Annotated in this window: 9 protein-coding genes and 3 pseudogenes; 10 read left to right on the plus strand and 2 right to left on the minus strand. The window is 69.8% G+C overall.

From position 1 onward, the window contains the following. Nucleotides 1-252: 252 nt before the first annotated feature. The 10 genes and pseudogenes from HCC78_RS34195 to HCC78_RS29500 all read left to right on the plus strand — a co-directional run. A pseudogene (locus tag HCC78_RS34195) lies at nucleotides 253-594 on the plus strand (IS110 family transposase); the annotation flags it as partial. Nucleotides 595-722: 128 nt separating this feature from the next. Next, a pseudogene (locus HCC78_RS34200) lies at nucleotides 723-881 on the plus strand (hypothetical protein); the annotation flags it as partial. A 519-nt stretch (nucleotides 882-1,400) separates the two neighbouring features. Then, a pseudogene (locus HCC78_RS29465) lies at nucleotides 1,401-1,968 on the plus strand (transposase); the annotation flags it as partial. A gap of 621 nt (nucleotides 1,969-2,589) precedes the next feature. Beyond that, nucleotides 2,590-3,450, plus strand: a complete 861-nt coding sequence (locus HCC78_RS29470) for a xanthine dehydrogenase family protein subunit M (protein WP_172332321.1) — start codon at nucleotides 2,590-2,592, stop codon at nucleotides 3,448-3,450. A gap of 4 nt (nucleotides 3,451-3,454) precedes the next feature. Beyond that, entirely contained in the window at nucleotides 3,455-3,937 is a 483-nt protein-coding gene (locus HCC78_RS29475; RefSeq protein ID WP_172332322.1) for a (2Fe-2S)-binding protein, read from the plus strand. Beyond that, the gene (locus HCC78_RS29480) at nucleotides 3,937-6,183 is read left to right on the plus strand and encodes a xanthine dehydrogenase family protein molybdopterin-binding subunit (RefSeq protein ID WP_172332323.1); all 2,247 of its coding nucleotides are present in this window, start codon (nucleotides 3,937-3,939) and stop codon (nucleotides 6,181-6,183) included. Before HCC78_RS29475 ends, HCC78_RS29480 begins: the two co-directional genes overlap by 1 nt. Nucleotides 6,184-6,186: 3 nt before the next feature. Further along, nucleotides 6,187-6,429 carry a MoaD/ThiS family protein gene (locus HCC78_RS29485; protein ID WP_172332324.1) on the plus strand — a complete coding sequence of 81 codons (243 nt, stop codon included), beginning with the start codon at nucleotides 6,187-6,189 and terminating at the stop codon, nucleotides 6,427-6,429. Between the two features lie 1,786 nt (nucleotides 6,430-8,215). Continuing rightward, the gene (locus HCC78_RS29490) at nucleotides 8,216-8,815 is read left to right on the plus strand and encodes a TRAP transporter small permease subunit (protein ID WP_172332325.1); all 600 of its coding nucleotides are present in this window, start codon (nucleotides 8,216-8,218) and stop codon (nucleotides 8,813-8,815) included. Beyond that, nucleotides 8,808-10,880 carry a TRAP transporter large permease subunit gene (locus HCC78_RS29495; protein WP_172332326.1) on the plus strand — a complete coding sequence of 691 codons (2,073 nt, stop codon included), beginning with the start codon at nucleotides 8,808-8,810 and terminating at the stop codon, nucleotides 10,878-10,880. Before HCC78_RS29490 ends, HCC78_RS29495 begins: the two co-directional genes overlap by 8 nt. A gap of 124 nt (nucleotides 10,881-11,004) precedes the next feature. Beyond that, complete coding sequence (locus HCC78_RS29500; RefSeq protein WP_172332327.1) at nucleotides 11,005-12,024, plus strand: PHB depolymerase family esterase; 1,020 nt, start codon at nucleotides 11,005-11,007, stop codon at nucleotides 12,022-12,024. Between the two features lie 36 nt (nucleotides 12,025-12,060). Here the strand turns inward: HCC78_RS29500 and HCC78_RS29505 are convergent, their stop codons facing one another. Together HCC78_RS29505 and HCC78_RS29510 are read right to left on the minus strand one after the other, a co-directional pair. Then, on the minus strand, nucleotides 12,061-13,176 hold the full coding sequence (locus tag HCC78_RS29505; RefSeq protein ID WP_172332328.1) for a TRAP transporter substrate-binding protein: 1,116 nt from the start codon (nucleotides 13,174-13,176) through the stop codon (nucleotides 12,061-12,063). 166 nt (nucleotides 13,177-13,342) lie between these two features. Next, nucleotides 13,343-13,688, minus strand: a 346-nt coding sequence (locus HCC78_RS29510) for an NAD(P)/FAD-dependent oxidoreductase (RefSeq protein ID WP_172332329.1), incomplete at its 5' end; no start/stop codon positions are given.

The following is a 13,688-nucleotide window of genomic DNA, read 5'->3' on the forward strand; positions in this document are numbered from 1 at the left end:
CCATCAGTGGGCCGGACCCGGGATCCGAAACGTCAGAGGAAAGGACAGCCGATGAGTTGATTAAACCTGCTTGATCCGACCCTCCTCATGTGAGCCCTTCGTGAAACGGCAGAGTGAGGCGGGGTCCGGAACAGTCCGGGGGACTGTTCCGCCGCCGAACGGATGCGGTCGGCGCGGAGGCGATCTGCGGGGGTCTGGAGCCGCCCGCGCAGCGATCCATCGATCCGGGGGATCGATGGAAGGCGCAAGACGCAGAGGCCGACCATGCGCTTCGTGGCCGTGAAGAGCGAGGAAACGCAGGGGGCGGCCAGCGTCTTCCGCATGCGGGAGCTGCCGATCCGGCAGCGCACCCAGATGATCAGCGCGCTGCGCGGTCACCTGGGCGAGTGCGGCCGGGCCGTGCCGCAGGGCGCGGCGAATGTCCGGCGCCTGGCCGCGATGCTGCAGGACAAGGAGCCGGACCTGGCGGCAACGGCGCGGGCCTCCCTGCAAGTCCTGACTGCAACGCTCGCGCAGCTCGGCGGGCAGATCGGGACCCCGGATGCCGAGATCGCCCGGCGCGCCAGGGAAAGCGAGGTCGCCCGCCGCCTGATGGGCTCCGCCCGCCCGGGCCCCAGGGGCTCCGCCCGTTCCCTCCTCAAACTGTCCTCCGGACAGTTTGCCTCCTGCGGAGGACCGGAGCGAACCCCGCCGGAGGATTTGCCGCTTGCGCGGACCGGCCCCGACTCCCCGGCAGCGGCCCGCTGACCGCCACGGCTCTGGCCACACTCGCGCCGCCGCCTGAACTTTTCCGCAAGGGCCGGGACTTCGCGGCGTCGTGCCGTAGGCACGCCTCCGGCGTGACGCTCGGCCTCGTGCCGAGGCAGCACTCAACGGGCGGAAAGCAAAGGCTCGGCGCCACGACGAAGATTGGCGAGCGCTCAGCGCGCGGCGGGGGCGGCACGCGTCCTCGCACGATGCGGCGCCCGGCCGGCTCGACCGCATGCACGCGGGGAACCCGGCGAAGATCGTCGCTGCCGCGCTCGCCGCGCGCATGGCCCGCCCCGTCCGGGCGCCCGTTGCCCGCGGCTCGCGCTGCCGGGCAGTGCCGGGCCGGGAAGGGGATCGCCGCCGGGGAGCGTCCGGCGGCCCGAGGATGGCGGGGCGCGATGCGAGGCGATGGCGCCGGGCGGAGGCGGGACGGACGGAACACCCGGTCCGGACCGGTGCGGCGCAGACCGCGGGCCGTTGACCGGGACCCCTCCCCCAGCGGACTTCGCCAGGGCGCGCGGCCCCTGATGCCGCAGATCAGGCGCGCCCGGGGCGGCGTTCGGACCGGTGGCACTTGCCCCTCGCTGCATGGCCGCGACCAACCGGAATGCCGAACCCATGCAAGGCTCTTGCCAAGGGGCCAAGCGGCGCATTCGCGGGCCCGGACCGGTGGCGCGGCCCGCTCACGGCACAGGATCCACCCCGGGATCGACGGGGAACATTGGAGTTCCGGGCGGTCGAAGCCGCCTCCGGCAATGCCGACGAACGCCACCGGTCCGGCCGACCCCGGCGGGGGATGCTGCCCGACCTGCGCGCCCGGATCCCGGCAGACGGGGAGATCGCCGCCGTCTCCGCCGAGTTGCCAGTGGATGCGCCACCGGTTCGCGCACCGCTGGCGACGCCATCGCCGCCCGCGGTGCCGCAGCAATCATCCCGCCGAGACGGAATGCGAGGCCATGGAAGCCGGGCACAGCCGGAGCCCGGGCCCGCAAGGGGATCCTGCGGGCGTCAAAGCACTTGGGCCGGGCGCCTTGGCGCAACTGGAGCGGGTATTACCGCCGCAGCAGGGTGGAGAAGAAGATGAACTGCCTGAAGCAGCTCGGCCAGCGGCTGATGTCACGCGATTCTGACCGCCATGTTGCCGAGGTCCAGATCCGCGCGGCGGTCATGAACCGCTTCATTGCCCTCGGTATCCCGCTGACCGTGGCCGCAGGATAAATGTGTCCGGGGAAAGGGGAACTCTGGCCGCTAGCTGATTTGCGCAACAGCGCCCCGGCACGCCTCCCGTTGGGGCCGGGCCCGCTTGAACTCTGCGGAAAGCCTGCGCGACAGCGTCCTGCGGCATCCGCTCCGCCCGCTCCAGCCCCCCGCGGAGCTGGAAGACCTGCCTGGACCGGCCAGCACCTGGAGAGGCTTGGATCCTTCTCCGTCTGGACCGCCCGCCCCTAACCAGGTCACCGTGGAACGTGTTCCGTCGGAAACGGATGCCCGCCCCTTCTGCGCCGCCGGTCAGCGCTTGGCCTCCCGCCGCGCGCCGTTTCGCCGGATGCCGGGCAACAACTGGCGAAGCCGCTTTCCGGGAAGATGTTGTAGCGTCCGGCACCCGGCCGCGCGGGGTGCCGGCCCGGGGCACGTTGCGGCGAATGCATGCGCCGAGGGTGAAGTCGGCTTGCGCCGGGCCGGCGGGCGGGGCAAGACTTCCGCGTGAGGGGCCGGGCGCTTGCGCTTCCATTGCCGGTATCCGGGCATCCACATGGCGGAGGGCCGGGAGTCGGCTCGAGGGAACGCGCATGACGGCAGGCCGGAAGGCCGCTCCGACGGAGCCACCAGGGGAAGAAGATGAACTACCACACACCATCCACATTCGAGGACGCCGCCAGGCTGGCCGGCGCGGCAGGCGGGGTGACGCGCTTCCTGGCCGGGGGAACCGATGTCCTGGTGCAGATGCGCGCGGGCATGGTGCTTCCCGACGACCTGATCGACCTCAAGAAGATCCCCGGCGTGCATGACATCGCCCGCACCGCCGATGGCGGCTGGCGGATCGGCATCGCCGTGCCGGGCGCGGCACTCGGAGCGAATGCGGCGCTGGTCGCCGACTGGCCCGGCGTCGTCGAGGGCATGGAGCTGGTCGGCTCCACCCAGGTGCAGGGCCGCGCCACGCTGGCGGGCAACCTGTGCAACGGCTCGCCTGCCGCGGATTCCGTGCCCGGGCTGATCGCCGCGGGGGCCACGGCGGAGATCACCGGACCCGGCGGCACCCGCTCCGCGCCGGTCGAGGAGATCCCGGCCGGGCCTGGCAAGACGACGCTGGCGCCCGGCGAACTGATTTCGGCGATCCTGCTGCCGCCCCGCGGCAAGGCGGGCGGCGACGCCTATCTGCGCTTCATCCCGCGCACCGAGATGGACATCGCCGTCGCGGGCTGCGCGGTGAACTTGCGGCTCGAGGGCGACACGATCGCCGAGGCCCGCGTGGCGCTCGGCGCGGTGGCGCCGCGGATCGCCCTGGCGCCGGGCTGCGCCGCGGCGATCATCGGCACCACGCTCGACGAGGCTGCACTGGCGGCCCTCGACGCGGCGGCGCAGGCCGCCTGCAGTCCGATCGACGACAAGCGCGGCACGGTCGCCTTCCGCACCGAAGTGGCCGGCGTGCTCGCCCGCCGTGCCGCCGCCATCGCCTATTCCCGCGCAAAGGGAGAATGACCCCATGAGCAAGATCCACGTGACCACCACCGTCAATGGCGACGAGGTCGAATTCCTGGCCGATCCGCGCGAGTCGCTGCTCGACTGCCTGCGCGACCATCTCGGCCTGACCGGCTCCAAGGAAGGCTGCGGCACCGGCGATTGCGGAGCCTGCTCGGTCACGCTCGACGGCACGCTGGTCTGTTCCTGCCTGGTGCTCGGCGTCGAGGCCGAGGGCCGCCGGGTTGCCACGATCGAGGGCATGGCCGAGGGCAACGCGCTGCATCCGCTGCAGCGCAAGTTCCTCGAGCATGCGGCGCTGCAATGCGGCTTCTGCACGCCGGGAATCCTGGTCGCGGCCAAGGCGCTCCTGGAGAAGAACCCCGACCCGACCGAAACCGAGGTGCGCTACTGGCTGGCAGGGAATCTCTGCCGCTGCACCGGATATGACAAGATCATCCGCGCCGTGCTCGATGCGGCGGCGGAGATGCGGCAGGAGGCTGCGTGATGGCGAAGGACGAGCTGAGCGAGTTCCATCTGGTCGGCACGCGGCCGCTGCGCCCGGACGGGCTGGACAAGGTCACCGGCCGCGCCCGCTACGGCGCCGATGTCTCGATGCCCGGCATGCTCTGGGGCGCGGTCGTGCGCTCGCCCCATGCCCATGCGCGGATCGTCAGGATCGACGCCTCGAAGGCCGAGGCGCTGCCGGGCGTCAAGGCGGTGGTCACCCGAGCGGACTTCCCCGAGGGGCTGACCGGCGAGAACTGGAACCTGCAGGAAAACACCATGGCCGGGGAGCGCGCGCTCTATGACGGCCATGCGGTGGCGGCGGTGGCCGCGACTTCGGCGCTGCGCGCGCAGGAGGCGGCGCGGCTGATCGAGGTCGAGTACGAGGTCCTGCCGCATGTCATCGATGTCGATGACGCGATCCGCCCCGACGCGCCGGTGATCCGCGAGGGCGCGGCCGATGCGACCGTGCCCGAAGGCAGCCCGCCCAACGTCGCGCGATACATCGAGTTCGGCCATGGCGACACCGAGGCGGGCTTTGCCAAGGCAGACCTCGTGCGCGCGCGCAGCTACAAGACCGAGGCCACGCATCAGGGCTATATCGAGCCGCATGCCTGCCTCGGCCAGCTCGGCGCCGACGGCAAGGGCGAAATGTGGGTCTGCACCCAGGGCCAGTGGTTCATCCGCCAGATGTGCTCTTCCGTACTGGGCCTCGAGGCGGCGCAGCTCCGGGTGACGCCTTCGGAAATCGGCGGCGGCTTCGGCGGCAAGACCACGATTTTCATGGAGCCGCTGTCGCTGGCGCTCAGCCGCAAGGCCGGCGGGCGTCCGGTGAAGATCGTCATGACCCGCTCCGAGGTGCTGCGCGCCACCGGTCCGACCGCCTCGGCCTCGATGGACGTGAAGATCGGCATGACGAAGGACGGGATGATCACCGCTGCCGATGCCGAGTTCCGCATGCAGGGCGGCGCCTTCCCCGGCGCGCCGGTCGACATGGCGCTCTACTGCGCCTTCGCCCCCTACAAGCTGCCCGCGTCCCGCCATGTCGGCTACGACGTGCTCGCGAACCGGCCGAAATGCGCCGCCTACCGCGCCCCGGGCTCGCCGATGGGCGCCTTCGCGGTGGAAAGCCTGATCGACGAGATGTGCCGCGAGCTAGGCCTCGATCCGCTAGACGTCCGGCTGAAGAACGCCGTGAAGGAAGGCGACCGCGCCAGCTACGGCCCGACCTTCGGCTCGATCGGCCTGGTCGAGACGCTGGAGGCGGTGAAGTCGCATCCCAACCTGGAGCTGCCGCTCGGCCCCAACCAGGGCCGCGGCATCGCCTCGGGCTACTGGTTCAACCACAGCGGCGAGACCTCGGTCTCGCTGGCGATCTCGGAAGACGGCACCGTTCAGGTCTCGGTCGGCACGCCGGATATCGGCGGCAGCCGCGCCTCGATCGCGCTGATGACGGCCGAGACGCTGGGCATCGCCTATGAAGACGTGCGGGTGAACGTGGTCGAGACCGGCGCACTCGGCGTCAACGAGCCGACCCATGGCAGCCGCGCAACCTTCGCCAGCGGCAAGGCGGCCGTGATCGCCGCCCGCCGGGCCATCGCCGAAATGTGCCGCCGCGCCGCCGCCGAGTGGGGCATCGACGCCGAGGCCGTGGAATGGGCCAATGGCGCCGCCCAGCCCGCGGGGCCCAATGCCGGGAAGTTCCCGCCGATGGGGATCGAGGAGATCGCCGCCAAGATGGGCTCGACCGGCGGGCCGATCTCGGGCCACCATGAATCCGTGCCCGAGGGCGTCGGCGCCAGCTTCGGCTGCCATGTGGTCGATGTCGAGGTCGATCCCGAGACCGGCCGCACCACCATCCTGCGCTATCTCGTGGTGCAGGATGCCGGCCGGGCGATCCATCCCTCCTATGTCGAGGGCCAGTTCCAGGGCGGCGCAGCGCAGGGCATCGGCTGGGCGCTGAACGAGGCCTATGTCTATGGCCAGGACGGACGGCTGCAGAACGCGGTCTTCCTCGACTACCGCGTGCCGGTGGCCTCGGATCTGCCGATGATCGACACCCAGATCGTCGAGGTGCCCAATCCGGGCCATCCCTTCGGCGTGCGCGGAGTCGGCGAGACCGGCATCACCCCGCCGCTCCCGGCCATCGCCAACGCCATCGAGGCGGCTGCGGGCGTGCGGATGCGCAGCCTGCCGATGTCGCCGCCCAAGGTCCTGGCCGCGATCAAGGCCGCCCGGGAGGGCTGATCCATGGTCACGGTCAACCTCTGGTCGAGCCTGGAGCGCTTCACCGGCGGCCAGACCGCGGTGGAGATCGAGGCGGAGACGGTCGCCGGGGTCCTGGACGGGCTGAAGGCGGCCTATCCGGGGCTCGCGCCGATCCTCGACACCGGCGTCTCGGTGGTGATCGACGGCGAAGTGGCGACGGGGCGGCACGCCTCCGTCGCCGATGCCGGCGAGGTCTTCCTCATGCAGCGCATGAAGGGCGGCTGAGGCAGAGGCTCGTTGACCATGCTTCTGGCCGAATATCGCGTCCAGTCGGCCGGAGGACATGGTCATGGACAATCGCCTGCCGCGCAAGACGGCCGCATGGAAACCACGGCCGGCCGGATCACCGGGGCAAATGGGCGGTCCATGGGCATGGCGGGCGATCTCCGGGACGATCTGCAGTCATGACGCCCGGACCGGAGAGTTGCAGAGCGTCGGCAATGGCCCGGCCGGAATGCAGGACATCCAGCGGCCAATGCCTGCAGCCGGGCGCGGCAGACACGGCGCTCCCGCGACGCGGATCGAAGACACGGGCAGCCCGCCTGTCGGCAGGTCAGCAGGTCAGCAGGTCAGCAGGTCAGCAGGTCAGCAGGTCAGCAGAACATGCCCATCGCCGGATCAGCGCGGCAAGCCCTAGTCACCTGCGCGGCCAGGCCGATCTCTGCCGCAATATCGGCGCTCCCTGTCTGCAGGATACGTGCGATGGCGAATCCGCGGAGGGGAACCCGCACCCTCGGGAGCCAAATCCCGCGCGGGACCTAGCGTCCGCGCTGCCTCGCTTTCGAGCTGAACACTTGCCCGGGCCGCCGCGACTCAGCATGGCATGGGCAGGCCCAATCGCCATGCCACAGACCGTCGCCAGCTTTGGCGATGTGCGCCGCAGGCCCGGCCCCCGCTGCCTGTCCGCCAGCACCGCCGCGCACATCGCCGACGACGCGCCATGTCTCTGCCGGCGGATATCCTGATCGCCTTCGCATGCGGCCCCTGTCGCAGCCCTTGCCGGGCGCAGCCCCCCGGGACGGGCCCCTCCCCGCCAACCTCGGGCGTTCGCCCGCGCCACCGGAGTGCCGGCCCGTCCCCGCCAAGCCGATGCCCCATCCTTGCCGACGCGGACCCGCGACTGCGGCAGGAAATCGGCACGATCCCCGCTCCCGCCCGGGTCCGCCGTGCCATTTCCCTGCGCCGCCGCAAGCAGCTGGCCGAAATGCGCAAGGCCGTGGCGATCCTCGCGCAACAGCTCAGGCCAGTCCGGCCCGCCGACTTGGACAAAGGCGATGTCCCTCTGTCCGGCCGCCCGCGAGGCAAACTCCGTTCGCGCCAACGCCGCGCTGACCGGGGGCCGCTCAGAGTTGGCGCGGCAGGCCTGCCTGCTCCGGCCGGAGCCGACGAGCTGACCAGCCGTGCTTGCAACGCGGCGCGGCAAGAACGGCTGCCGCAGAATCGCCTTGCCCACAGGCCCCGCGTCCGTCCCAAGGGAAGCGCAAACCAGTGCGGCGTCCAGCGGGTCCGGGGCGGCAGCTCTCCGCATCGCCTCACGCAACTTGCCCTCGTTCAGGGCCCTGCGCCTCGGAATGCTAGGCTCGGGCAAGGCACCGGGGACGATCCCCATCGCCGCCGCACGGCCGCGCCTCGCCGCCTCCATGCATGGCCCCGCACTGGACAGCATCTCAGGCAGCCGACAAACACCCCGCTGCGAATGCCGGCAGCATTGCATTCAGCCGCCTGCGCCGCCGCGGCGGGGCAAGGCCCGGGAACACGGCGACCGGCGGCGCAGCTGTCTTCGTCCGCGCGCCGGTTCCGCTCCGTCAGGCGGTCGGAACCGGCGCCGCGCCCGGCATCACGCAATTGCGAAACAGCGGCAGCGACGTGCAGACAATGTTGCGGCGGCGCAGCAGCGGAACTATGAGGTCTTGGTAACAGCTTGCCGGATCGCCGCCCGCCCGCGCCCGCGCGGAGGGGGCTGCCAAGCCGCGACGGACGCGACCGGCTGCGCAGTGCAAGGGAGCGAATCGTGGAATTTCTCATCCGGTGCAGCCGGGGCATCGACCGGGTCACCGCCTGGATCGGCAAGGGCGTCGCCTGGCTGATCCTCGCGGCGGTCCTCGTCAGCGCCGCGAATGCCATCGTCCGCAAGGCCTTCGACCTGTCGTCGAACGCCTGGCTCGAATTGCAGTGGTACCTCTTCGGCGCGGTCTTCATGCTGGCCGCAGCCTGGGCGCTGCAGAAGAACGAGCATGTCCGCATCGACGTCGTCTCCGCTCACCTGTCGCAGCGGGTGCGGCTGTGGATCGACCTGATCTGCCACTTCCTGTTCCTGATGCCCTTCGTGGTGCTGATGACCTGGCTCAGCTGGCCGTTCTTCCTGCGCTCCTTCCGCACCGGGGAAGCCTCGATGAATGCCGGCGGGCTGATCCTGTGGCCGGCCAAGGCGCTGGTGCTGGCGGGTTTCGCCGTGCTGGTCTTCCAGGGCCTGTCGGAAATCGTGAAGACCGTGGCAATGCTGAAGGGCGACCTGCCGATGCCCTCGGACGGCGAGGAGGACCACCTGCCGCCCGAACTGCGCGAACACGCGCACATGATGGACGAGACCGGAGGCGCGGACCGTGCTTGAGCTGATCGCCCACAACCTTGCCCCGATCATGTTCATCACCGTGATGGGCATGCTGCTGATCGGCTATCCGGTCGCGCTGACGCTTGCCGCGGGCGGGCTGTTCTTCTTCGTGGTCGGCGTCGGCCTGTCCGAGATCGCGCCGGACCAGATCAACCTGTTCTGGCCATTGCTCGGCGCGCAGCCAGAACGGGTCTTCGGCATCATGTCGAACGACACGCTGCTGGCCATTCCGTTCTTCACCTTCATGGGGCTCATACTCGAGCGGTCGGGCATGGCGGAGGATCTGCTCGACACCATCGGCCAGCTCTTCGGTCCGGTCCGCGGCGGGCTTGCCTATGCGGTGATCCTCGTCGGCGCGCTGCTGGCGGCCACGACCGGCGTCGTCGCGGCCTCGGTGATCGCAATGGGGCTTATCTCCCTGCCGATCATGCAGCGGTTCAACTACGCGCCCTCGGTGGCCACAGGCACGATCGTCGCGTCCGGAACCCTGGCGCAGATCGTGCCGCCGTCGCTGGTGCTGATCGTCATGGCCGACCAGCTGGGCGTCTCGGTGGGCGACATGTACATCGGCGCGCTCTGGCCGTCGCTGATGCTGGTGGGCGCCTACTGCCTCTACATCTTCCTGCTCTCGATCTTCCGGCCCAAGCTGGTCCCGGCGCTGCCCGCCTCCGAACGGACGCTGGGCGGCGGGGTGATGTCGCTGATCGCGTCGATCGCGGCCGCCGTGGCGATCTACCTGCTCGGCACCCATGTCCTGTTCACGCACCTGTCGGACGCCAACCAGTTCGTGGCCGCCGCCGCGCTGGCAGTGGGCGCGATCTTCGTCTTCGCGGTGGCGAACCGCGGCATGAAGCTGGGGATCATCTCGCACCTGGCCGAACAGGTCATCATCGTCCTGATCCCGCCGCTGGCGCTGATCTTCCTGGTGCTGGGCACGATCTTCCTCGGCATCGCCACCCCCACCGAGGGCGGCGCAATGGGCGCGGTCGGTGCGCTGCTGCTCGCCCTGATGAAGAAGCGGCTGACCTTCGGCATCCTGAAATCCTCGGTGCAGGCCACCACGACGCTGTCCGCCTTCGTGATGTTCATCCTGATCGGCGCGCGGGTCTTCGGCCTGACCTTCTACGGGGTGAACGGCAACGTCTGGCTGGAGGAGCTGCTGCTCGGCCTTCCGGGCGGCGAATACGGCTTCCTCATCGTCGTGACCGTCGTGGTCTTCATCCTAGGCTGCTTCCTCGACTTCTTCGAGATCGCCTTCATCCTGGTGCCGCTGCTGGCGCCGGTGGCGACGACGCTGGGCATCGACCTGGTGTGGTTCGGGGTGATCCTCGGCATCAACCTGCAGGCCAGCTTCCTGACGCCGCCCTTCGGCTTCTCGCTCTTCTACCTGCGCTCGGTCGCGCCGGCGAAGGAATGGCTCGACAACCGGACCGGCCGCAAGATGCCCTCGATCAAGACGACGGACATCTACAAGGGCGCGGTGCCGTTCATCTTCATCAACGTGGCGATGATCCTGGCGGTGATCTCCTTCCCTTACCTCGTCACCCACTACAAGGCGCAGCCGGTGACGCCGCCGCCCTCCGCAATCCAGGTCAGCCCGCCCGCCAATGGCGGCCTCGGCCTGCCCCCGATCGGCGGAGGTACCAGCGACAACGGCGGCGGACTGGGCCTGCCGCCGCTGGGCGGACTTCCGGGCAACGCGCCTGCGCCTGCCGCGCCGCAGGGCGGCAACAGCCTCGGCCTGCCGCCGCTGCAGGGACTGGGCACGCCGGCGCCCGCTCCGGCGCCCGAGCAGGGCAACTCTCTGGGCCTGCCGCCGCTCCAGGGCCTCGATGCCCCGGCCCCGGCAGCACCGGCTCCGGCACCCCAGCAAGGCAACTCGCTGGGCCTGCCGCCCCTGCAGGGGCTCGACGCTCCGGCACCGGCGGCCCCGTCCGCGCCCGCCGCTCCGGCAGATGGCGGCAGCAGCCTCGGCCTGCCGCCGCTCCAGGGGCTGGGCACGCCCGCACCTGCGCCCGCTCCGGCCCCCGCGACGGATCTGTCGCAGCCGCCGAGCTTCAACTGACCCGGTTCCGCGCCGGGGCATGGCTCCGGCGCGGACCGCAAATCCGCTGCACCGCGGAATACCGCCATTCGCCCCGCACGCAGGCTGTGGCATCGTCGGGAAAGAGCCAGACAAGGTGATTCCCATGCGCGCATTCCTCTTCCTCGCCACGATCGGCGCCATTCCGGCCGCAGCGGATCCCCTGCCCCGCCTCAATCTCGTCCAGCGCGAGATCACCGTCTCGGGCCTGTCCAGCGGTGCCGCGATGGCGGTGCAGATCGAGACGGCATTCTCCAGCCACGTCACCGGTGCGGGCATCGTCGCCGGCGCGCCCTTCGGCTGCGCCCAGGGCAATGTCTTCGCCGCGCTCAACGCCTGCATGCAGCAGGGCATCAGCGCCGTGGCCTTCCCCGACACGACCGACCGGATCATGGGCGTCGTGGAAGCGGTCGAGGACGACATCGACCCAATCGAGGGCCTTGCCGACGACCGGATCTACCTGTTCCACGGCACCGCGGATGCCACCGTCTCGGCCCGCGCGATGGACCTGCTGCAGGAAACCTACGGCGTCTTCGGCGTGCCCGATGAGAATATCGAGGACAACGACACATTCGAGGCGCTGCATGCCTTCCTGACCGAGGAGGACCAGGACTGCCTCGTCGAGAACCCGCGCTTCATCAATGCCTGCGGCGTCGACATGGCGGGCGACATCCTGCGCCAGCTGGGCCTGCTGGGCGCGCCCGAGGCCGCGCCGGTGCCCGGGCACCTGATCGAGTTCGAGCAGGACCTCTACAGCGACGACGCGCCGGGCATGGGGGAAAGCGCGCTGGTCTACATCCCCGCCGCCTGCGCGGCAGGGGAGCTGTGCAGGCTGCACATCGCGCTGCATGGCTGCCGCCAGGGGCTGTCGGGGGAAAACGGAGACGCCTATGCCACCCAGACCGGCTACAACGGCTGGGCGGAGGCCAACAACCTGGTGGTCCTCTATCCGCAGGCGGAGCCGACGGCCTCGGGGAACAATCCGAAGGGCTGCTGGGACTGGTGGGGCTATTCGGTCAACCTCTTCCCGATGGGCCAGAGCCTGGCCTACCTGAAGAAGGATGCGCCGCAGATGGCGGCCATCGCCGCAATGGCCGCGGCGCTCGGAGCGCCGCTGACCGAGTGATGCGGTCCCCGGGCGGTGCGCCCGCCCGGGTCCGGATCAGTTGCCGGTGTTCAGCGCGCCTTCGCGCTGCTTGACCATCATGAAGGTGTCGAAGGTGTATTCCGCCACCTGCTGCCACAGATAGGTCTCGCCGCGGAAGGCCATCTGGCTGTCGTAGATCTTCTTCCAGGCCGGGTTCGACGCGTTCAGCTCGTCGTAGAGCTCGTTCGCGGCGTTGAAGCAGGCCTGCATCACGTCCTGCGGGAACGGGCGCAGCTGGGTGCCGTTCTGCACCAGCTGCTTGATCGCGGTCGGGTTCTTGTAGTCGTACTCGGCCAGCATCTCGATCGTCGCCGCCTTGCCCGCGGTCTGCAGCAGGCTCTTGTAGGCGTCGGGCAGCTCGGCCCATTTGTCGTTGTTGACGAAGAGGTTGAGGATCAGGTTCCCCTCCCACCAGCCGGGATAGTAGTAGTAGGGCGCGACCTTGTAGAAGCCCAGCTTCTCGTCGTCATAGGGGCCGATCCATTCGGCCGCGTCGATCGTGCCGCGCTCCAGCGACGGGTAGATGTCGCCGCCGGCGATCTGCTGCGGCACGGCGCCGAGCTTTTCGATCACCCGGCCGGCAAGGCCCCCGATCCGCATCTTCAGGCCGCTCATGTCGGCCACCGAGTTGATTTCCTTGCGGAACCAGCCGCCCATCTGCGCGCCGGTATTGCCCGCGGGGATGTAGTGCAGGCCTTCGGAATTGTAGAATTCGTTCACGAGATCCATGCCGCCGCCATAGAACAGCCAGGCATGCATGCCGCGCGCGTTCAGGCCGAACGGGATGGTCGCGCCGAGCGCATAGGCCGGGTTCTTGCCGACATAGTAGTAGGGCGCGGTGTGGCACATCTCGACGGTGCCCGAGGACACGGCATCGGCGGCCTGCAGGCCGGGGACGATCTCGCCCGCGGCATAGACCTGGATGGTGAAATTGCCGTCGGTGGCCTCGCTGACGTATTTCGCGACATCCTCCGCGCCGCCATAAATCGTGTCCAGCGACTTCGGGAAGGACGAGGTGCAGCGCCACTGGATCTTCGGCATCGACTGCGCGATGGCCGGGCTGGCCAGCGCGGCACCTGCCGCTCCGACGCTGCCAAGGGCCGTGCCCTTGATGAACTTGCGACGATCCATGATAGTACTCCCTTCGCATTGCCGGAGGGACGGCTCCCCTGCCCCTCCCCGGCGCGACATTGCTACGATTGCAAGGACTTGGCAACGGGTGCTGCGTGGTTTGCCGCGGCTGGTCCGGCCACGATCGCGTTAACCTTGCGGCAGACCGAAAGTCTTCCCAGAAGTTTCAGCCCAGTTCCACCGCATCCGCGTCATATGCATAGACCCATGCCGGGTCCTCGGGCTGCTTGAGCCAGGTATTGGCGTTGGAGATCGACTGCACCTTCGTCGCGCGCTCCTTGCGGGTGCGCTCGTACATGCCGAAGGCCGTGGCGTAGTCCGCCATCCCGGTCTCCGACAGGCAGCGCGCCAGGACGGCCGCGTCCTCGATCGCCATGCAGGCGCCCTGCGCCATGTGCGGCCGCATCGGGTGGCAGGCATCGCCGATCATCACCAGCCGCCCGCGCGACCACAGCCCCATCGGGTCGCGGTTCCAGAACGGCCACTTGGTCACCTCGCCGGTGGCGTCGATC

The organism is Mangrovicoccus sp. HB161399, from assembly GCF_013184745.1.
In the GTDB taxonomy this organism is placed as follows: Bacteria; Pseudomonadota; Alphaproteobacteria; order Rhodobacterales; family Rhodobacteraceae; genus Mangrovicoccus.

What these genes read in the sequence shown, in the direction of transcription:
- HCC78_RS29470 (WP_172332321.1), top strand. Translation starts at nt 2,590, where the DNA reads ATGAACTACCACACACCATCCACATTCGAGGACGCCGCCAGGCTGGCC.
- HCC78_RS29475 (WP_172332322.1), top strand. Translation starts at nt 3,455, where the DNA reads ATGAGCAAGATCCACGTGACCACCACCGTCAATGGCGACGAGGTCGAA.
- HCC78_RS29480 (WP_172332323.1), top strand. Translation starts at nt 3,937, where the DNA reads ATGGCGAAGGACGAGCTGAGCGAGTTCCATCTGGTCGGCACGCGGCCG.
- HCC78_RS29485 (WP_172332324.1), top strand. Translation starts at nt 6,187, where the DNA reads ATGGTCACGGTCAACCTCTGGTCGAGCCTGGAGCGCTTCACCGGCGGC.
- HCC78_RS29500 (WP_172332327.1), top strand. Translation starts at nt 11,005, where the DNA reads ATGCGCGCATTCCTCTTCCTCGCCACGATCGGCGCCATTCCGGCCGCA.
- HCC78_RS29505 (WP_172332328.1), bottom strand. Translation starts at nt 13,176, where the DNA reads ATGGATCGTCGCAAGTTCATCAAGGGCACGGCCCTTGGCAGCGTCGGA.